The sequence below is a fragment of the Actinoplanes siamensis genome (genome assembly GCF_016862395.1).
GTDB classification, from domain to species: Bacteria; Actinomycetota; Actinomycetes; order Mycobacteriales; family Micromonosporaceae; genus Actinoplanes; species Actinoplanes siamensis.
In genome coordinates this window covers 264,193-283,184 of sequence record NZ_BOMW01000006.1, presented here as the reverse complement: position 1 = coordinate 283,184, position 18,992 = coordinate 264,193, and the positions used below count along the sequence as shown (strand labels likewise).

Sequence of the window (18,992 nt, the reverse complement as noted above, 5' to 3'; positions counted from 1 at the left end):
GGATGGCCGAGCTGACCATCTCCTCGGACGAGATCCGGGGGGCGCTAGAGCGCTACGTCTCGTCCTATTCGCCCGAGGTCTCCCGTGAGGAGGTCGGCATCGTCTCCGATGCGGGCGACGGTATCGCGCACGTCGAGGGCCTGCCCTCGACGATGGCGAACGAGCTGCTGGAGTTCGCCGACGGCACGCTGGGTGTCGCCCTGAACCTCGACGTCCGCGAGATCGGCGCCGTGATCCTGGGTGACTACGCGAACATCGAGGAGGGCCAGCCGGTCAAGCGCACCGGCCGGGTGCTCTCGGTGCCGGTGGGCGACGCCTTCCTGGGCCGCGTCGTGGACGCCCTGGGCAACCCGATCGACGACCGTGGCGAGATCGCGAACGAAGGCTTCCGCGAGCTCGAGCTGCAGGCGCCGAACGTGATGGCGCGGCAGCCGGTGAAGCAGCCGCTGCAGACCGGCATCAAGGCGATCGACGCCATGACGCCGATCGGCCGCGGCCAGCGCCAGCTGATCATCGGTGACCGCAAGACCGGCAAGACCACTGTCGCGATCGACACGATCATCAACCAGAAGGCGAACTGGGAGTCGGGCGACCCGACCAAGCAGGTCCGCTGCATCTACGTGGCGATCGGCCAGAAGGCCTCCACCATCGCCAGCATCCGGGGCACGCTCGAGGCCCAGGGCGCGCTGGAGTACACGACGATCGTCGCGGCCCCGGCGTCCGACCCGGCCGGCTTCAAGTACATCGCACCGTACACCGGTTCCTCCATCGGCCAGCACTGGATGTACAACGGCAAGCACGTCCTGATCGTCTTCGACGACCTGACCAAGCAGGCCGAGGCGTACCGTGCCGTGTCGCTGCTGCTGCGCCGCCCGCCGGGCCGCGAGGCCTACCCGGGTGACGTCTTCTACCTGCACTCCCGCCTGCTGGAGCGCTGCGCCAAGCTCTCCGACGAGCTGGGTGGCGGCTCGATGACCGGCCTGCCGATCATCGAGACCAAGGCCAACGACATCTCGGCCTACATCCCGACCAACGTCATCTCGATCACCGACGGCCAGATCTTCCTGGAGTCCGACCTGTTCGCCTCGGGTGTCCGCCCGGCGATCAACGTCGGCACCTCGGTGTCCCGGGTGGGTGGTTCGGCGCAGGTCAAGGGCATGAAGCGGGTCTCCGGCCGGCTCCGCCTCGACCTGGCCCAGTTCCGTGAGCTGGAGGCCTTCTCGGCCTTCGCCTCCGACCTGGACCGCGCGTCGCGTGCGCAGCTGGAGAAGGGCATCCGCCTGGTCGAGCTGCTCAAGCAGCCGCAGTACTCGCCGTACTCGGTGACCGACCAGATCATCGTGATCTGGGCCGGCACCACTGGCCAGCTCGACGACATCCCGGTGGCCGACGTGCGCAAGTTCGAACAGGAGCTGCTGGAGTACATCAAGCGGAACCTGAGCGACGTCTACACCTCGATCGAGTCGACGAACAACCTGACCGACGACAACATCGCTTCGCTGGAGTCCGCGGTCGCGGAGTTCAAGAAGTCGTTCCAGTCGAGCGCGTCGGCGACCGAGAGCGGTAACTGAGCATGGCCGGTCAGGTACAGGCGCTGCGTCGGCGCATCCGAACGGTCAAGTCGACCAAGAAGATCGCCAAGGCGCAGGAGCTGGTCGCGACCAGCCGCATCGCCAAGGCGCAGGAGCGGGTGAACGCGTCCCGGCCGTACTCGGTGGCGATCACCAAGGTGCTGGCCGCGCTGGCGTCGAACGCTTCGGTCGACAACCCCCTGCTGGTCGCGCGCGAGCGCGTCCGGCGGGCGGGCGTCCTGCTGATCACCAGTGACCGGGGCCTGGCCGGCGCCTACAACGCCAACGCCATCCGGACCGCCGAGCAGCTGATCGCTCAGTTGCGCTCGGAGGGCAAGGAAGTGGCGCTTTACGTGGTGGGCCGCAAGGGCGCCGGCTACTACCGGTTCCGCAACCGGGAGATCGCGGCGAGTTGGACCGGTTTCTCCGAGCGTCCCACCTTCGCGGACGCCAAGAAGATCGGCGACGCGCTGATCGAGGGCTTCGCGGCGGGCTCGGAGACCGAGGGCGCCTTCGGTTCCGAGGGCATCGCGGGTGTGGACGAGCTCCACATCGTGAGCACCGAGTTCAAGTCCCTGATGACCCAGACCGCACAGGCGAAGCCGCTCGCGCCGGTGCAGGTCGAGGACGACGCCGAGGAGCAGTCCGAGGGGCTGCGCCCGGCGTACGAATTCGAGCCGGACGCCGACGAGCTGCTCGACGCGCTCCTGCCGAAGTACCTCAACACGCGGATCTACGCGGCGTTGCTGGACTCGGCGGCGAGCGAGTCGGCATCCCGGCGGCGGGCGATGAAGAGCGCGTCGGACAACGCCGACGACCTCCTCAAGCGGTACACGCGCGAGATGAACTCCGCGCGGCAGGCTGCGATCACCCAGGAAATCAGTGAGATCGTCGGCGGCGCCAACGCGCTGGCGGCGGCGGGAAGTGATGTGTGATGACTGCTGTAGCTGAGCCCACCAAGGCGGAGACCGCTGTCGGCCGCGTCGTCCGGGTCATCGGCCCGGTCGTCGACGTCGAGTTCCCGCGGGACGCCATGCCCCCGATCTTCAACGCCCTGAACGTCGAGGTGACCCTCTCCGAGGGCACCAAGAAGCTGACGCTGGAGGTCGCCCAGCACCTGGGTGACAACCTGCTCCGCGCGATCTCGATGCAGCCGACCGACGGTCTGGTCCGCGGCAAGGAGGTCGTCGACACCGGTGCGCCGATCTCGGTGCCGGTCGGCGACGTGACCAAGGGCCACGTCTTCAACGCCCTCGGCGAGGTGCTCAACGTCGACCCGTCGACGCTTGACATCCAGGAGCGCTGGGCGATCCACCGCAAGCCCCCGGCGTTCGCCGACCTCGAGCCGAAGACCGAGATGCTGGAGACCGGCATCAAGGTGCTCGACCTGCTCGCGCCGTACGTGCGTGGTGGCAAGATCGGCCTGTTCGGTGGCGCGGGTGTGGGCAAGACCGTGCTCATCCAGGAGATGATCATCCGGGTCGCCCGGAACTTCGGTGGCACCTCGGTGTTCGCCGGCGTCGGCGAGCGCACCCGTGAGGGCAACGACCTCATCCTGGAGATGGACGAGGGTGGCGTTCTGGACAAGACCGCCCTGGTCTTCGGCCAGATGGACGAGCCGCCGGGCACCCGTCTGCGGGTCGCGCTGACCGCGCTCACCATGGCGGAGTACTTCCGGGACGTCCAGAACCAGGAGGTGCTGCTCTTCATCGACAACATCTTCCGGTTCACCCAGGCCGGTTCCGAGGTGTCGACCCTGCTCGGCCGGATGCCGTCCGCGGTGGGTTACCAGCCCACCCTGGCCGACGAGATGGGTGAGCTGCAGGAGCGGATCACCTCGGTCCGCGGCAAGGCGATCACCTCGCTGCAGGCGATCTACGTGCCCGCCGACGACTACACCGACCCGGCGCCGGCCACCACCTTCGCCCACCTGGACGCGACCACCAACCTCGAGCGGTCGATCTCCGACAAGGGCATCTACCCGGCCGTGGACCCGCTGGCCTCCAGCTCGCGGATCCTGGCGCCGGAGTTCGTCGGCGCCGAGCACTACACGGTCGCCCGCGAGGTCCAGCGGATCCTCCAGAAGTACAAGGACCTGCAGGACATCATCGCCATCCTCGGTATGGACGAGCTCTCCGAGGAGGACAAGGTCACGGTCGCCCGGGCCCGCCGCATCGAGCGGTTCCTGTCGCAGAACACCTACGCGGCGGAGCAGTTCACCGGCGTCCCCGGCTCGACGGTCCCGCTGAAGGAAACCATCGAGGCGTTCAAGAAGATCGCTGAGGGCGAGTACGACAACTACCCGGAGCAGGCCTTCTTCATGTGCGGTGGTCTCGAGGACCTGGAGAAGAACGCGCACGAGCTGATGAAGGGCTGACCTCAGTCTTCGCTCAGTTCTGACGAACAGGAAGCCGTGCCGGTGTCGACCGGCACGGCTTCTCGTTGTCTACGGGGTGTACCGAGACGTCAGGGTTGGGGATGTGGTGGCCGAGTCCGTGAAACCGCGCCGGGCGCCGCTGTGGGCCCGCCTGGCCGCTGTTTCCGGCGTCGTGCTGATGCTGACCAGCGGCGCCGTGTTCGTCACCGGCTCCGCCCTGATCACCAGGTACACCGGGGCGGTGGACGCGGACGGCCGCCTGTTCGGTTCGGCGTCCTCCGGCCGCCGGGGGGCGGAGGACATCCGGGGACCGCTCAACATCCTGTTGGCCGGCATCGACCCGCGCGACGAGCACACCGCGCCGCTGTCCGACTCGATCATCGTGGCGCACATCCCGGCCGGCATGGACCAGGTGTACATGTTCTCCGTGCCGCGCGATCTCTACGTGGACATCCCACCCTTCGCGCCGACCGGCTACGCCGGCGGCACCGCGAAGATCAATTCCGCGATGTCGTACGGCAGTGCCACCGGCGACGGGCGGCACGACGTCAGGCAGGGGTTCCAGCTGCTCGCCCGGACGGTCGGCCAGCTCACCGGCATCCAGGACTTCCAGGCCGGCGCGATCATCAACTTCGGCGGGTTCAAGAAGATCGTCGAGGCGATGGGCGGGGTGACCATGAAGATCGACATGACGGTACGGTCGGAGCACCTGCAGCCCAGCGGCAAGCCCCGCCCGCGCCGGCCGGAGTGCGCCGACAACTCGTGCGCGCACCCGTACACCGGGCCGCAGAAGACGTACCGGCCCGGGACGTACCACCTGAGGGCCTGGGAGGCGCTGGACTACGTCCGGCAGCGGTACGGCCTGCCGCACAGCGACTACGACCGCCAGCGGCACCAGCAGCAGTTCATCAAGGCGATGGCCGGACAGGCGCTGAGCAAGGGCGTGGCGACCAGCCCGTCCCGGATGCTGGCGATCCTGGACGCGGCCGGCGACGCGCTGACCTTCGACGGCAACGGGCACAGCGTGCTCGACTGGGGGCTGGCCCTGAAGGACCTGAACACCGACAACATGGTGTCGATCAAGTTGTCCGGCGGTGGGGTCTACGCGGGCGACACGTACCTGGGCGAGAAGCTGGCGGACGGCTCGGAAGATTTCTTCGAAGCGGTCCGGGAGGACCGGGTCCAGGAGTTTCTGCTGGCCCACCCGGAGTTCGTGAACCGCAACAGCTAGCCGGGGCCGAGACCCGGGCGAACGGCCGCGGGCGGGTCCGATTAGACTTTCACCCATTCGGTTCGCAGCGTCAGAGGGAGACAGCGTGGCCAACCAACTCCACGTCGAGGTCGTCGCCGTCGAGCAGAAGGTCTGGGCCGGCGAGGCCGAGATGCTCGTCGCGCGGACCACCGAGGGTGAGATCGGTGTGCTGCCCGGCCACTCGCCGCTGCTCGGTCTGCTCAAGGAGCCGTCCCAGGTGCGGGTGAAACTCGCCGGCGGTGAGCAACTCACCTACGACGTCGCCGGAGGCTTCCTCTCCATCGACGCGAATGGCGTCACGGTGCTCGCCGAGAGCGCCACGCCGGCCGCTCCCGAGCAGCACTGACGCCGCCGATGCGGGTTCTGGAAGTCATCGGAATCTGCCTCGTCGCGCTGCTCGCGCTTCTCTTCGCCATCTTCTTCCGCCGCCGGCTGCTCATACTCGGCGGCGGCACCATCCGCCTGCAGGTCCGCACCAGCACGATGGTGCCGGGCCGCGGGTGGTCGCCGGGCCTGGGCCAGTTCGTCGGCGACGAGCTGCGCTTCCACAAGATGTTCAGCCTGGCGTTCCGGCCCAAGCGGGTGCTCGACCGCCGGGTCCTGACGATCGCCGAGCGCCGGCTGCCGACCGGGCCGGAGCGGCTCACCATGCCGGGCCACTGGGTGGTGCTGCGCTGTGCGATGGGCGCCACCGAGGCCGAGATCGCCATGGCCGAGACGACGGTGACCGGCTTCCTCTCCTGGCTGGAGGCGGGGCCGCCGCGTGATCCGGGCAGTGTCCCGGGCCGGTCCATCTTCGGCCCGCGCCAGGTGGAGAGCTGAGCCTGGCCTCTCCGCTTCGCGGAACCGCTTGTTGCGGATTGGCCGTCGCGTGCGGCCCGTGGCGCGTCTAGCGTCGGGGCATGCGGATTCGGATCGTGGACGCCTTCGCCGATCGGCCCTTCACCGGGAATCCGGCAGGGGTGCTGGTCCTCGACGGGGACGACTTCCCCGCCGACGACTGGATGCAACGGGTCGCGGCCGAGGTCAACCTCTCCGAGACCGCGTTCCTGCACCGGCTGCCTCCCGGCGGGGACGCGGACTGGGCGCTGCGGTGGTTCACCCCGGGCGTCGAGGTCGCCCTGTGCGGGCACGCCACCCTCGCGAGCACCCACGTGCTGCACCGGGCCGGGCTGGTGTCGGGCCGGGTCCGGTACCGGACCGTCCGCAGTGGCGTCCTCGCCGCGGACGTCGCCGAGGACGGGCTGATCACGCTGGACTTCCCGGCCTCGCCGCTCAGCCCGGTCGACGTGGACCCGGCGCTGGCGCAGGCGCTGGGCGTGGAGGTGGTCGCCACCCACTGGACCGGGCCGATCACCGACGACGTGCTGGTCGAGGTCGCCGACGAGAAGACGGTGCGGTCGCTCGGGCCGGATCTGGGCGCGCTCGCCCGGCTGACCCGGCGGGGTGTGCTGGTGACCGCCGTCGCGGAGGATCCGGCGGCCGGCTACGACTTCGTCTCCCGGTTCTTCGCTCCGGCGGTCGGCGTGCCGGAGGACCCGGTGACCGGTTCCGCGCACACGTCGCTGACCCCGTTCTGGACCGGGCGGCTCGGGCGCGACGAGCTCACCGGCTATCAGGCCTCGGCCCGCGGCGGCCTGGTCAGGGTCGCGATCCGCGGCGACCGGACGCTGCTCGGCGGCTACGCGACAACGACTATTGACGGTGAACTGCTCGTCTGACGCACCGGTTGCCCGATGCGTCGTGTCTGCGGGCACACGGGACAACAGCCGGCTGGCGCGCGGCGAGATGATCCCGCGGCCTGGTGTCCGCCGTGGATGGAGAGCCGGGTGCGGATCGCGGCCTGGTGTCCGCCGTGGATGGAGAGCCGGGTGCGGATCGCGGCGTCGTGTCCGCCGTGGATGGAGGACCGGGTGCGGGCCGCGGCGCCGCGCCCGCTGCGGACACGGCGCCGGGCGGGTGGACCGGGTGGGCGTGTGCGCAGTGTCCGGCCCTGCCACCCACCCGGAATGAAGGGTGCGGCGATCGTCCTGGACGCGCCAGCGGCCAGATCGCCGCGCCCGGCCCCGGCGGGAGCGGCGGCCTGTACCCCGCTGGGCCTACGACCTCCAGATCTTGAATGATCTTGAGTTATTCGCGGGATCCGCCCGGCACCCACTTCACGTCGCCGTCCGGGTTCGCCACCCGGGACAGGATGAAGAGCAGGTCGGAGAGGCGGTTGAGGTACTTCGCGGGGAGCACGCCGGTCCGCGCCGGATCGGCCTCGATCAGTGCCCAGGCGGACCGCTCGGCGCGGCGCGCCACGGTGCGGGCGACGTGCAGCAGCGCCGCTCCCGGCGTGCCGCCCGGCAGGACGAAGCTGTCCAGCGCGGGCAGCCGCTCGTTGAACTCGTCGCACCAGCCCTCCAGGCGGGTCACGTAGTCCTCGGTGATCCGCAACGGCGGGTACGGCGGGTTCTCGCTGAGCGGGTTGCCGAGGTCCGCGCCCAGGTCGAAGAGATCGTTCTGGATGCGGCCGAGCACCGCGCGCAGCTCGTCGGGGAGCGCGCCGAGCGCCAGCGCGACGCCCAGCGCCGCGTTGCACTCGTCCGCGTCGGCGTAGGCGGCGATGCGCGGGTCGGTCTTCGCCGCGACCTCGTTGTTGACCAGACGGGTCTGGCCGGCGTCGCCGGTTCGGGTGTAGATGCGGGTGAGATGCACAGCCATGGGGCCACCCTATGCAGTCCGGGTGGGCTCCGGCCCATACCATGGCCCGCGTGGATGTGATCAGGGTCAAGGGCGGCGCCCGGCTCGCCGGTGACGTCACCGTCGGTGGCGCGAAGAACTCGGCACTCAAGCTGATGGCTGTCGCGCTGCTCGGTGAGGGCCGCAGCGTCGTGGCGAACGTGCCCCGGATCACCGACATCGCGATCATGGCGGAGGTGCTGCGGCGGCTCGGCTGCGGGGTGACGCTGGAGGGCACCGAGGCGGTGATCGACGTGCCGCTGGAGCCGGGCGCCGAGGCCGACTACGACCTGGTCCGCCGGCTGCGCGCGTCGATCTGCGTGCTCGGGCCGCTGCTGGCCCGCCGCGGTCACGTGCGGGTGGCGCTGCCCGGCGGCGACATGATCGGCTCCCGCGGCCTGGACATGCACGTTTCCGGTCTGGCCCGGATGGGCGCGGAGATCTCCAACGAGCACGGCTTCGTGATCGCCTCGGCGCCGGCCGGGCTGCGCGGCTCCAAGATCTGGCTGGACTTCCCGAGCGTCGGCGCCACCGAGAACCTGCTGATGGCGGCGGTGCTGGCGAAGGGCGTCACGGAGATCGACAACGCCGCCCGGGAGCCGGAGATCGTGGACATCTGCGAGATGTTGACGGCGATGGGCGCGCGGATCGAGGGGGCCGGCACGTCGACGCTGACCATCGAGGGCGTGGACGGGCCGCTCAAGCCGGTGCGGCACACCACGATCGGGGACCGGATCGTCGGCGGCACCTGGGCGTACGGGGCGGCGATGACCCGCGGCGACGTGACAGTGCACGGGGTGCGGCCGGAGTTCCTGGACATCGCGCTGGACAAGCTGGTGGCGGCCGGGGCGACTGTCGAGCCGGGCGACAACGAGTTCCGCGTCCGGATGGCCGAGCGGCCCCGGCACGTCGACATCGTGACGCTGCCGTACCCGGGGTTCGCCACCGATCTGCTGCCGATGGCGATCGGGCTGGCCGCTGTCGCCGAGGGCGCGTCGCTGATCACCGAGAACATCTTCGACGGCCGGTTCATGTTCGTGAACGAGATGGTGCGCCTGGGCGCGGACATCCGCACCGACGGGCACCACGCGGTGGTCAACGGGCGGGACCGGCTCTCCGGCGCCCCGGTGCGGGCCACCGACATCCGGGCCGGCGCCGGGCTGGTCATCGCCGGGCTCTGCGCGGACGGGGTGACCGAGGTGGGCGAGGTGCACCACATCGACCGCGGTTATCCGGACTTCGTCTCGGACCTGGCCCGGCTGGGCGTCGAGGTGGAGCGCACCGACGTGCCCGAGCCGAGCTTCGGCTTCTGACGCTCAGCTCGATCCGACGAGCCGGCGGGCCTCCTCCACCTCCTCGGCGAAGACGAGCACGCAGACCCGGCCGTCGTGCCGGGTCGCGCTTGTGGACCGGATGCCCGCGTCGATGAGCAACCGCCGGATCTCGTCGGCGACCTCCCGCTCCTCGGTGACCGCGGCGGGCCGGAGCAGGCCGTAGTCCTCCTGCTGCCCGTGTTCGCCCCGCTCGCCGAAGATCGCGAGGCCGTCCGCGTGACCGTCGGTGGCGCTGACGGGTTGCAGACCCATCCGCCAGAAGACGGCGCCGAGGAAGCCGACCAGACCGACGGCGATCAACGGTCCGATGAGGTACCAGCCGTCACTCGTGGCCATGCGCACAGTCTGACACCGTGGATCGAGGATTTCCGGCGGTTTGCCCCGAACGTGAGTCGGCCTAAGTTTCCGTTCAGTAACCCCGTTAGACTGGCGGCGCATTTCGACGAAGGAGTTGAGCATGGCGGGTCGTCTCGCGGTCATCGGTTCCGGATTGATGGGCTCCGGCATCGCACAGGTCTCGGCGCAGGCCGGTTGGCAGGTCACCATGCGGGACGTCGACGACGCCTCGCTCAAGCGCGGCATCGCGGCGATCGGCGACTCGCTCAACCGGTTCGCGGCCAAGGGCCGGATCGCCGCGGAGGACGTCGAGGCCACCCTCAGCCGGATCACCCCGACCACCGACCTGGAGGCGGCCGCCGACGCCGACATCGTGGTCGAGGCGATCTTCGAGAAGGTCGAGGCCAAGCACGAGGTCTTCAAGCAGCTCGACAAGATCTGCAAGGCCGGCGCGATCCTCGGCACCAACACCTCGGCCATCCCGATCACCCAGATCGCCAAGGTCACCGCGCGGCCGGAGTCGGTCGTCGGCATCCACTTCTTCTCGCCGGTGCCGATGATGAAGCTGGTCGAGCTGGTCCGCGGCTACCAGACCTCGGACGAGACCCTGGCCACCGCGCGGGACTTCGCCGAGGGCGTCGGGAAGACCTGCGTCGAGGTCAAGCGCGACGTGGCCGGCTTCGTCTCGAACCGGTTGTTCTCGGCCCTGCTCGTCGAGGCGATCAAGCTGGTGGAGTCCGGGGTGGTCTCGGCCGCCGACCTGGACACGGTGATGAAGCTCGGGTTCGGTCACGCCATGGGCCCGCTGGCGACCATCGACCTGACCGGCCTCGACGTCATGCTGAACGCGGCCGGCAACATCCACCGCGACACCGGGGACCCGAAGTTCTTCCCGCCGGAGCTGCTGCAGCGCATGGTCACCGCGGGGGACCTGGGGCGCAAGACCGGCAAGGGCTTCTACAGCTACTGAGACTTCTGATTCGGTACGTACGCGCGACGTCCGTCGCCACCGCGGGCCGCGGCGCGCCCGCGGGTTCCGGCTGGTCGCCGGGGGTGTCTCACGCCCGTCGAGACACCCCCCCGGACGCCACCGGGCTAGGGCGACGCCGCTGCTGGGCCGGCTGTCGGCGCCGCACGCGTGGTTCGCCGGTCGGTGGGCGCACGACGCCTGAGCGGCGCGCTCGCGGTCCGGGCGGTCAGTGGGCGGCGGCGAAGCTGAGCGAGAGCAGGGTGGCGGCCACCATGCCGCCCAGCAGGGTCAGCCCGATTCCGCCGATGTCCAGCCGTGCCCGCAGCCGGTGGTGCGCCAGGAAGGCCGCCGCCGGCACCCCGGCGGACGGCGCCACGATGAACGTGAGCCATCCCAGGCCACGGATCAGCATCCCGCCGAAGACCGGCGTATGGCCGAAAGTGACCAGCCCAGCCGCGACCAGCCCGGCGAGCGTCGAGGCCACCGCGCCGATCAGCGGCAGCAACGGCAGGGACCAGCGCGGCAACGGGCGCCGGCCGCCCGGCCGGATGCGGTCCTCGATCCGGTCAGCGGCGCGGGCCAGCAGCGCGCGCGGCGACTGCGGGCTGTGCGGGGCGATCTCCGAGGCGGACGGGCCGCGCTGGAGCGCCACCCGGGGCAGCGCCTCCACCGGCGCCGGCTCCGGCACCTCGCCGAGCGCCCGGATCCGCAGGCCACGAGCGCGCCGCAACTGGTCCCAGAGCCGCGCCGCCTCCCGGTCCACGTCGAGCACCTGGGCGGCGGCCGCGCCGGCCCAGCGGTCCGCGGCCAGCGCGTCGTTCTCGGCGCGGGCCAGCTCGCCGGCCGCGCGGGCGGCGCTGTCCTGGTACGCCTGCTCGGCCTCGTCCAGCTCGGCGTCGCGCCGCCGGGTCACCTCGGCCAGCGCGCTCACCATCAACTGGTAGTCGCGGCTGGGCGGCTGCCGGTCACGTGTGGTCACTGTTCACCTCGTACGGGATGATCACTTCCGGGGTGCGGTGCACCGAGCGGTCGAAGAACAGGGCCCGGCGGGTGCGTGGATACCAGGCCGGGCCGCCGGGCTGCGGGTACAGCGGGGCCAGGTCGGCGCCCTGCACGTCGAGCGCCACCCAGGCGCCGATGGCGTCGAGCCGGGTGCCGGCCCCACCCAGGTCGTCGCGGAGCCGGGAAACCGTGCGCCACCAGCCGAGCACGTGGATCCGTTGTTCCGGGCCTTCGGCCAGCAGCTTGCGCAGCGCCGGATCCCCGGCCGCGTCCAGCGCGAAGCCGATCACGTAGTGCGGGACGTCGCGGGGCGCCAGGTCGAAGCGGGCGTCGCCGACGTCGTACCAGTCGGCCGACGGCAGCTCCGCGTAGAGGCGCGCGGCGGCCAGCCCGGCGGCCGGGTCCAGGCACAGCACGCTGAAGTGCGCCGGACCCTGTGCGGCCAGGCTGAGCGCGGCGGCAGCGAGGACGTCGCAGGCCTCGTCGGTCCGGGTGCCGAGCACCGCCAGGTTGCGTCCCGGCATCCGCCCGAGCCGCAGGCGGGCCGGTTGCGCCGCCACGTCGATGCGCTCGCCGAGCACCGCCCCGGGCGACGACCCCACCGGCTCCGTCGCGGACGGCACGCGCCCGGACGGCCGCAGCGCGGACGGCAGCCGGGGCACCGCGTCGCCGTCGAAGAGCCGCGGCTCCGCGCAGCCGGGTGGCCGGTCGCGCCACAGCCTGCGTTGCAGGGCGCGCCAGAGGGTCCGGTCACCGGCGTCCGGCAGGCGCACGATCCGGTTGGCGCCGGACATCCCGGACTCGGTGTTGATCACCGCGTGGAAGCGCGGGATGACCGCCGCCGCCAGGTTGTCGTCGGCCAGGATGCGGCGGGCCTTGGGCAGCGCGATCCGGAGCGTGAACTGGGCGATCAGACCGGGCCGGCCCCACAGCGCCTGGATCCCGGCCACGTCCTGCGAGGCGAGCACCAGGTGGATGCCCTGCGAGCGGCCCCGCCGCGCGAGGTCCTCGAGCAGGCCGACGGCCTCCTCGGCGACCGCGTCCCGGCCGGCCAGCAGCACCTGGAACTCGTCGATCACCGCGACGATCCGCGGCCAGTGCCCGTCCGGATCCTCGGTACGCAGCTCGGACAGCTTCCCGGCGTCGTGCCGTTTCGCCGCCTGGGCCCGGGTGCGCAGCTCCTCGCCCAGGTGCCGGAGCAGGGCCAGGCCGAACTCCCGGTCGCCGTTGACGTTGATGCCGGCCAGCCGCACCTGCGGGAGCCAGCTCGGGTCGCGCGGGCCCGGGACGTACCGGGCGAAGGACACGCCCTCCTTGAAGTCGAGCAGGTAGAGCGCCAGTTCCTCGGGGCCGTACCGGGTGGCCAGCGAGCCCAGCAAGGTGTAGATCAGATTGGTCTTGCCGGAGCCGGACGGCCCGCCGATCAGCGCGTGCGGCGGGTCGTCGCCGAGCGGCACGTCGACAAGCGTGCCGTCGGTGCTGTCGCCGATCGGCGCGACGAGACCGTGCAGCGCCGACTCCCCCCAGTACTTGTCCGGTTCCAGGTCGGCGAGCCGGGCCGGGTCCCGGCCGGCTCGCATCCGCTCGGCGGTGGCCCGGCAGAACGCGACGATCCGTTCCGGCGGGGGCGGCGGGTCCAGCCGGATCTCCAGGCTGCCCAGCGAGGCGCAGGTGGCGACCTGGTCGCGGACCACGATCCGCTCCACCGTCGGGTCGTCCTCCAGGGGCAGCCCGCGGACCACCAGGTGCACTCCGCAGGCCACCCCGGTCCGTACGATCCGGTCCAGCTGCGCCCGCTGCGCGGCTGTCATCTCCACCGAGGTGGCCCGGTCGGCGAGCAGCACCACCAGCCGCCACGGCTCGGGGCGCGGTCCGGGCCGGGCGGCGGCCAGGTCGGCCAGCGACGGGTGCTGCCCGCCGAGCGACTCGTTCACCCGGCAGATGTGTTCGGCGAGGTCGTCCAGGAGCGAGCCGAGCCCGCCCGGCCCGACGAATGTCGGGTTGAGCGACGCGAACGGGGCCAGCGTGCCGCCCAGGTTCCGCGGGTCGTACACGGTCAGGTGCACGTCGCCGGCCCGGGTGCTGCCCAGCGCCCGCAGCAGCACTCCGGTGATGAGGTCGTCGACCTGCGGGGACGTCCCGGAGACGTGCAGGTGCACGGCGTCCAGCAGCGGGATCAGGCCGGGCAGCGCGGCGGTGTCCTCGAACGTGATCGCGCCGATCCGCAGCAGCCCGGGACGGCTGCCCGGGTCGGGCTCGCTGGGCGCCCACAGCCGCCAGGGCGCGCCGGCCGCCCCGGTGGCGCTGGAGGTGGCCAGGCCGCGCAGGTGCCCGGCGAGCCGGGTGGCCTCGCTGCGGTAGCGCCGCTGGACGTCCTCGCGGGCCGACTCGCGCGCGGCGGTGAGCTGGCTCAGGCAGGTCGCGTAGGCGTCGCGGACCAGCCGGCGCCGGTTCTGCGCCTCGCCTCGTGCCGACTCCGCGGCGGCCAGCAACGCCCGAGCGGAGCCGCGGGCCTCGGCGAGTTCCTGCCGGACCGCGGCGACCAGCGCGTTGCGGTGACTACCCACGCGACCCCCCGGAATCCATGTGGGGGTATTTTAGCGATTTCCCACCATTATGACCGATTAGTCATTGCGTGTCGTGTTCTGTCGCTCGAAAAGGCCTCTGTCCACAGCCGGCCGGCCACCACCATCGCGGCCTCCCGCTGCCACTGCCGCATGGTGTCCCGCGGCACGCTGCGCCGGAACCAGTCGACAGCCATCCGGGCCTCCCGGCTCAACCCGTCCGTCCGCGGCCGCCGGGCGTACGGATTCACCCCGAGCACCCCGCAGAACTGCAGCGTGTTGTAGTACCGCCAGGCGTCGGAGGTGTCGAACGGCCCGGACGGCCGCAGCGCCGACACCGACTCGCGCAGCACCGCCCGCAGCTCCCGGGCCCGGGTCCGCGGCTGGTCGTCGCCGCGCCTGGCCACCCGCCGGGCCACCACCGGCAGATCGGTGAGCGGACTGCGGGACAGCCGGTTCAGGTCGTTGAAGTCCTCCAGCGCCCGCCGGGTCAGCCGGAGGAACTCGGGCTCACCGACCTCGGCCAGCCGCCGGCGCTCCCGCAGGCGCAGCAGCGCGTCCGCGTTCAGGAACAGCGCCGCCCGGTCGTGGCGCAGCCGGACGTCACGGCCCAGCGCGATCAGGTCGAGCACCCGGCTCAGCCGCCCGGTCAGCCCGGCCGCGGTCGCGGCGGCCGCCAGCGGCACGAACTGCAGCACGGTCACCAGGTCGTCGCCGCGGGTCGCGTACATGGTGAGCATCGCCGGCAGGCCGACCAGCAGCAGCACGCCGAGCCCGGCGGCCAGCGAGCGCCGCAGGTCCAGGCGCAGCCGCTCGCCGCCGGCCACCGCATGGGCCACCGCTGTCAGATAACCGAAGACCAGCAGGTCCAGGCCGATCGCGGCGAGTGCCGGGGCGGGACCGCCGGCGTCCACCGGGAGCAAGAGCAACGCCAGGCCGGCCGCGTAGAGCCACGCCATCGAGGTCAGCGCGAGCGGCAGGCGGCGCGGGACCACCTGCTCACGGTTGCGCCAGAGCAGGAACAGCGCACCGGCCAGCGGGGTCAGCCCGACCAGCTTCCCGGCGCCGGGCAGCGCGACGATCATGAGCTGGAACAGCACGCCGAGCACCAGGGCGCCGATGTCGATCGGGCGGCGTTCGGACGGCGCCAGCGGCAGCAGCGAGACCACGCTGCCGGCCCAGGCGAGGGCCGGCAGGCAGACCAGGATCTGGGCGGTCCGGGAACCCGGCGCGACCGTCCAGGTCACGACCGCGACGGCGTACGCGGTGAGCGCCGCGCCCGCCCACCGCAACGCCGGCCGACCGGGATCCCGCCCGATCAGATAGCCGGCGAGCCACCAGGTGAGGGCGAAGGCGGGTACGGCGAGTGCGAGCACCCGCAGAGTCAACCAAACAGTCGGCGCGTTTCGGCACCCGTAAGTCTCGCCTGCCTCCGGCGCCCGCGGCGCCGGAACACCCACACCGCGCCCCAGACCAGCAGCACCAGGCCTACCAGGACCAGCGCCGGGAGCAGGATCGCCAGCACGGACAGGAGCACACTGCCGATGTCCTCGGCGGTGCTGGCCACCGGGGCACCGAAACCGGCAGTGGTGACGTTCACCACCGGGCGGGAGGCCGCCTTCACGCCGTGCACGCAGAGCGCGATCAGCACGCCGGCCGCGATCGGCACCCACTGGTGCGAGCCGAAGAAGGAGCCCGGGTCGGAGACGGTGACCGTCTGCGAGGAGGAGCCGGCGCCGAACGCCAGGCCGCCCGCGGTCGGCCGGACCACTGTCTGCACCACGTCGTTCAGGTGGTCGACCACTGGCACCTTGTCGGCGACCACCTCGATGGCCAGCAGGATCGCCAGGATCACGAGGGTCCAGCCGTTGGCGAGCCAGGACCAGCCGGCCGGCAGGTCGATGGCGTCGGTGTAGCGGGCCAGCAGGCCCATGCTGAGCAGGGGTATGTACGCATTCAGGCCGGCGGATGCGGCCAGACCGGTGCCGGTCAATGCTTCGAACACGATGTCAGCATGGCACCGGCACGCACGTCCCGCCCGACACGCTTCCGGTAGTGTCGCCGGGTGCGTCTGGTCATCGCGAAGTGCTCCGTCGATTACGTCGGACGGTTGTCCGCCCACCTGCCGCTCGCGACGCGGCTGCTCATGGTGAAGGCCGACGGGTCGGTGTCGATCCACGCCGACGACCGTGCCTACAAGCCACTGAACTGGATGAGCCCGCCCTGCAGGCTCCAGGAGGCGCCGGGCGTCTGGAAGGTGGTGAACAAGGCCGGCGAGGAGCTGCGGATCACCCTGGAGGAGATCTTCCAGGATCACTCGTACGATCTGGGCGTCGACCCGGGCCTGGTCAAGGACGGCGTCGAGGCGCACCTGCAGGAGCTGCTCGCCGAGCACCCGGAGACGTTCGGCGAGGGGCACACGCTGGTCCGCCGCGAGTTCATGACCGCGATCGGCCCGGTGGACCTGCTGCTCAAGGACGCCGAGGGCGGCTCGGTGGCGGTCGAGGTGAAGCGCCGTGGCGAGATCGACGGCGTCGAGCAGCTCACCCGGTACCTGGAGCTGATGAACCGGGATCCGCTGCTGGCCCCGGTCAAGGGCGTGTTCGCGGCCCAGGAGATCAAGCCGCAGGCGCGCGTGCTGGCGACCGACCGCGGCATCCGCTGCGTGGTGGTCGACTACGACAAGCTGCGCGGCATGGAGCGCGACGAGCTGACCCTCTTCTAGGCCCGCAGTTCGACGCGGGCCGGGTCGGTGGTGCCGGCCAGGTAGGCGCGGGCGCCGATCAGGGCGAGCGCGGTCTGGAAGAGCAGCAGGGTGTACGTCAGCGGCCCGCCCTGGCCGACGGCGACCACCGTGGGGACGCCCAGGATCAGGGCGTCCGGCCCGGCGAAAGCGTGCACCAGCGGGCCGGTGGAGACGGTGCCCATCGGGGTGTCCAGGGGCAGCAGATCGTTGCGGACGAAGCCGGCCCGGGCCCGGCGCACCGCGGCCACCCCGCCGGTCACCCCGAGCGGCACGCTGAGCAGGAACCACTGTCCACCTGGCAGGTCACCGGCGACCTGCATCAGCACCAGCGCGATCAGCGACCAGGCGAAGGCCAGGGCGACCGGGATCCGGAGCCGTTGCAGCAGGGCCGCCCGCGAGCTCAGGCCGAGCAGCCGCAGCAGCACCGGGTTGCCCGCGTCGGTGTTGACGGTCGCGGTGGTGGTGCCGCCGGCGATCATCGCGCCGAGCAGCACGGCCACCGCGGCCACCCAGGGCGGCGCGGCGGTCAGCAGCAGCGGGATCGGCGTGGCCGCGAGCAGCCAGAGCAGGCGGGGCAGCCGGCGCCGGACGAGCAGGAAGTCCTGGCCGGTGAGGACCGGCAGCCGGGCCGGCGGGCGGGCGCTGCGCAGGCGCCGGTTCGACCAGTACCGTCGCGCCACCAGGTCGGTGACGAAGGACGGTTCCATCCCGAACGCGGTGTCGAAGATGGTACCGGTGGTCTTCGCGGCGTCCAGCACGCGATCGTCCGGGGTGCGAGCCAGATCGCGTACGATCAAGGCACTCCCGGCCGCGACGACGACCGCGAGTGATCCGGCGAGAGTGACGAGCAACGGCCTCGACAACCACCCGCCGGTCGCGGGCCGCGAGCGCACCGCCAGGTTGTCGGCGATCAGCAGCGCCAGCCCGGCGGCCGCCAGGGCGGTGGCCAGCCGGTCGGTGACCCGGGCCCAGCCGTGCGCCCGCTGCGCCACCACCGCGACCAGCAGCAGGCCCACGCCGAGCAGCGCCCCGGCGGCGATCAGCGGCCCGGCCACCGCGTGCGGCGCGGCGTGCCCGGCGAGCGCGGTGGCGATCAGGGCGGCGAGACACGCGGCGACGAGCGCGGCCAGCCGCAGCGACGGCAACAGCAGGCGGCGGCGGCTGACCGGGGCGGTGAGCAGGAAGTACGCCGCCGGCCGGCCCAGTGTGACGGGTCCGGTGGCGCGCATCGCCATCAGCAGGAACCCGGCCCCGAGCAACCCCAGCGCCACGGCCGGCAGGATGCCGAGATCGGGCGTACCGGGCCAAAAGATTTTGGAAATCTGTTTGTGGGTCACGGCGCCGAGCACCGCGATCAGCAGCGCCGCGAAGTAGAGGTTGCCCAGCGTCGCGCCGCGTTCGCGATGGGACACCTGGCGCTGGTGGATCCAGCGGCGCACCGGCCGCAGCGAGACGATGACTGTCATCGGGCCAGCGACTCCATCGTGGTGATCGCCGCCCCCGAGGCCACCGCGAACTTGTCGTCGTGGCTGGCCATCAGCAGCGAGCCGCCGGTCGACAGGTAGTCGGTCAGCATCCGCGCGACGGTGTCCCGCCCCTCCGGGTCCAGCCGCTGCTCCGGCTCGTCCAGGATGAGCAGCGAGCTGGGCCGCAGCAGCGCCATCGCCAGGGTGAGCCGCTGCTTCTGTCCGGAGGAGAGCGACGGCGGGATGGCGTCGCCGTGCCCGGCCAGCCCGAAGCGCTCCAGCGCCTCGTCGACGCCGGCGTCGTCCGGGTCCTGCCCGTGCGCGCGGCAGATCAGCTCGGCGTGCTCGCGGGTGGTCAGCCCCGGGTACCAGGTCGGCGGCTCGACAGTGGTCACCACGGCGGCCCAGAACTCCGGGCTGGAGCCGGGAGCGGCGCCGAAGACCCGGATCCGGCCGTCGTCCGGTCGCTGCAGGCCGCTCACGCAGCGCAGCAGCGTCGACTTGCCGACGCCGTTCTCCCCGGTCACGCAGACACCGGTGCCGGCCGGGACGGTCAGCGCGACGCCGGCCAGCACCGGCGCCGAGCCGTAGCTCACGCAGAGATCGCTTACCTCAACCGCGGGGTGGTCGGCCACCCGGACAGCCTAGGG

Annotated in this window: 18 protein-coding genes; 10 read left to right on the top strand and 8 right to left on the bottom strand. The window is 71.8% G+C overall.

What is annotated here, in order from left to right:
- The first annotated feature begins 2 nt into the window (after nucleotides 1-2).
- From atpA to Asi03nite_RS02990, 7 genes are all read left to right on the top strand, one after another.
- Nucleotides 3-1,571, top strand: coding sequence for a F0F1 ATP synthase subunit alpha (atpA, locus tag Asi03nite_RS03020; protein WP_203676806.1), 1,569 nt, complete (start codon nucleotides 3-5; stop codon nucleotides 1,569-1,571).
- Between the two features lie 2 nt (nucleotides 1,572-1,573).
- On the top strand, nucleotides 1,574-2,506 hold the full coding sequence (locus Asi03nite_RS03015; protein ID WP_203676805.1) for a F0F1 ATP synthase subunit gamma: 933 nt from the start codon (nucleotides 1,574-1,576) through the stop codon (nucleotides 2,504-2,506).
- Nucleotides 2,506-3,948 carry a F0F1 ATP synthase subunit beta gene (gene atpD / locus Asi03nite_RS03010; protein ID WP_239102323.1) on the top strand — a complete coding sequence of 481 codons (1,443 nt, stop codon included), beginning with the start codon at nucleotides 2,506-2,508 and terminating at the stop codon, nucleotides 3,946-3,948. Before Asi03nite_RS03015 ends, atpD begins: the two co-directional genes overlap by 1 nt.
- Before the next feature lie 106 nt (nucleotides 3,949-4,054).
- On the top strand, nucleotides 4,055-5,179 hold the full coding sequence (locus Asi03nite_RS03005) for an LCP family protein (RefSeq protein WP_444978636.1): 1,125 nt from the start codon (nucleotides 4,055-4,057) through the stop codon (nucleotides 5,177-5,179).
- A gap of 85 nt (nucleotides 5,180-5,264) precedes the next feature.
- Nucleotides 5,265-5,546 (top strand): F0F1 ATP synthase subunit epsilon, encoded by a 282-nt coding sequence (locus Asi03nite_RS03000; protein ID WP_203676803.1) that lies wholly within the window; start codon nucleotides 5,265-5,267, stop codon nucleotides 5,544-5,546.
- 8 nt (nucleotides 5,547-5,554) lie between these two features.
- On the top strand, nucleotides 5,555-6,022 hold the full coding sequence (locus Asi03nite_RS02995) for a DUF2550 domain-containing protein (RefSeq protein ID WP_203676802.1): 468 nt from the start codon (nucleotides 5,555-5,557) through the stop codon (nucleotides 6,020-6,022).
- A gap of 80 nt (nucleotides 6,023-6,102) precedes the next feature.
- On the top strand, nucleotides 6,103-6,921 hold the full coding sequence (locus Asi03nite_RS02990) for a PhzF family phenazine biosynthesis protein (protein WP_203676801.1): 819 nt from the start codon (nucleotides 6,103-6,105) through the stop codon (nucleotides 6,919-6,921).
- Nucleotides 6,922-7,330: 409 nt separating this feature from the next.
- Here the strand turns inward: Asi03nite_RS02990 and Asi03nite_RS02985 are convergent, their stop codons facing one another.
- Nucleotides 7,331-7,906, bottom strand: coding sequence for a cob(I)yrinic acid a,c-diamide adenosyltransferase (locus Asi03nite_RS02985; RefSeq protein WP_203676800.1), 576 nt, complete (start codon nucleotides 7,904-7,906; stop codon nucleotides 7,331-7,333).
- A gap of 41 nt (nucleotides 7,907-7,947) precedes the next feature.
- Between Asi03nite_RS02985 and murA the strand changes: the two genes are divergently transcribed.
- The gene (gene murA, locus Asi03nite_RS02980; RefSeq protein WP_203676799.1) at nucleotides 7,948-9,237 is read left to right on the top strand and encodes a UDP-N-acetylglucosamine 1-carboxyvinyltransferase; all 1,290 of its coding nucleotides are present in this window, start codon (nucleotides 7,948-7,950) and stop codon (nucleotides 9,235-9,237) included.
- A 3-nt stretch (nucleotides 9,238-9,240) separates the two neighbouring features.
- On the opposite strand, the gene Asi03nite_RS02975 is transcribed toward murA, so the two are convergent.
- Nucleotides 9,241-9,594 carry a hypothetical protein gene (locus tag Asi03nite_RS02975; protein WP_203676798.1) on the bottom strand — a complete coding sequence of 118 codons (354 nt, stop codon included), beginning with the start codon at nucleotides 9,592-9,594 and terminating at the stop codon, nucleotides 9,241-9,243.
- A 121-nt stretch (nucleotides 9,595-9,715) separates the two neighbouring features.
- On the opposite strand from Asi03nite_RS02975, the gene Asi03nite_RS02970 reads away from it, so the two are divergent.
- The gene (locus Asi03nite_RS02970; RefSeq protein WP_203676797.1) at nucleotides 9,716-10,564 is read left to right on the top strand and encodes a 3-hydroxyacyl-CoA dehydrogenase family protein; all 849 of its coding nucleotides are present in this window, start codon (nucleotides 9,716-9,718) and stop codon (nucleotides 10,562-10,564) included.
- A gap of 226 nt (nucleotides 10,565-10,790) precedes the next feature.
- Here Asi03nite_RS02970 and Asi03nite_RS02965 read toward each other — a convergent pair whose 3' ends face one another.
- From Asi03nite_RS02965 to Asi03nite_RS02950, 4 genes are read right to left on the bottom strand one after another with little or no spacing between them, the layout of a single operon-like run.
- Nucleotides 10,791-11,543, bottom strand: coding sequence for a hypothetical protein (locus tag Asi03nite_RS02965; protein ID WP_203676796.1), 753 nt, complete (start codon nucleotides 11,541-11,543; stop codon nucleotides 10,791-10,793).
- The gene (locus tag Asi03nite_RS02960) at nucleotides 11,530-14,133 is read right to left on the bottom strand and encodes an FtsK/SpoIIIE domain-containing protein (protein WP_203676795.1); all 2,604 of its coding nucleotides are present in this window, start codon (nucleotides 14,131-14,133) and stop codon (nucleotides 11,530-11,532) included. The genes Asi03nite_RS02965 and Asi03nite_RS02960 overlap by 14 nt, the downstream gene beginning before the upstream one ends.
- Before the next feature lie 47 nt (nucleotides 14,134-14,180).
- Nucleotides 14,181-15,506, bottom strand: a complete 1,326-nt coding sequence (locus Asi03nite_RS02955; RefSeq protein ID WP_239102321.1) for a hypothetical protein — start codon at nucleotides 15,504-15,506, stop codon at nucleotides 14,181-14,183.
- A gap of 8 nt (nucleotides 15,507-15,514) precedes the next feature.
- Nucleotides 15,515-16,135, bottom strand: a complete 621-nt coding sequence (locus Asi03nite_RS02950) for a DUF4126 domain-containing protein (protein WP_203676793.1) — start codon at nucleotides 16,133-16,135, stop codon at nucleotides 15,515-15,517.
- 60 nt (nucleotides 16,136-16,195) lie between these two features.
- Between Asi03nite_RS02950 and nucS the strand changes: the two genes are divergently transcribed.
- Nucleotides 16,196-16,855, top strand: coding sequence for an endonuclease NucS (gene nucS / locus Asi03nite_RS02945; RefSeq protein WP_203676792.1), 660 nt, complete (start codon nucleotides 16,196-16,198; stop codon nucleotides 16,853-16,855).
- Here nucS and Asi03nite_RS02940 read toward each other — a convergent pair.
- Nucleotides 16,852-18,342: a DUF6297 family protein gene (locus Asi03nite_RS02940; protein ID WP_203676791.1), complete on the bottom strand. Its 1,491-nt coding sequence runs from the start codon at nucleotides 18,340-18,342 to the stop codon at nucleotides 16,852-16,854. The two genes, nucS and Asi03nite_RS02940, sit on opposite strands and share 4 nt — an antisense overlap.
- On the bottom strand, nucleotides 18,339-18,977 hold the full coding sequence (locus tag Asi03nite_RS02935) for an ABC transporter ATP-binding protein (RefSeq protein WP_203676790.1): 639 nt from the start codon (nucleotides 18,975-18,977) through the stop codon (nucleotides 18,339-18,341). The genes Asi03nite_RS02940 and Asi03nite_RS02935 overlap by 4 nt, the downstream gene beginning before the upstream one ends.
- Between the last annotated feature and the right edge of the window lie 15 nt (nucleotides 18,978-18,992).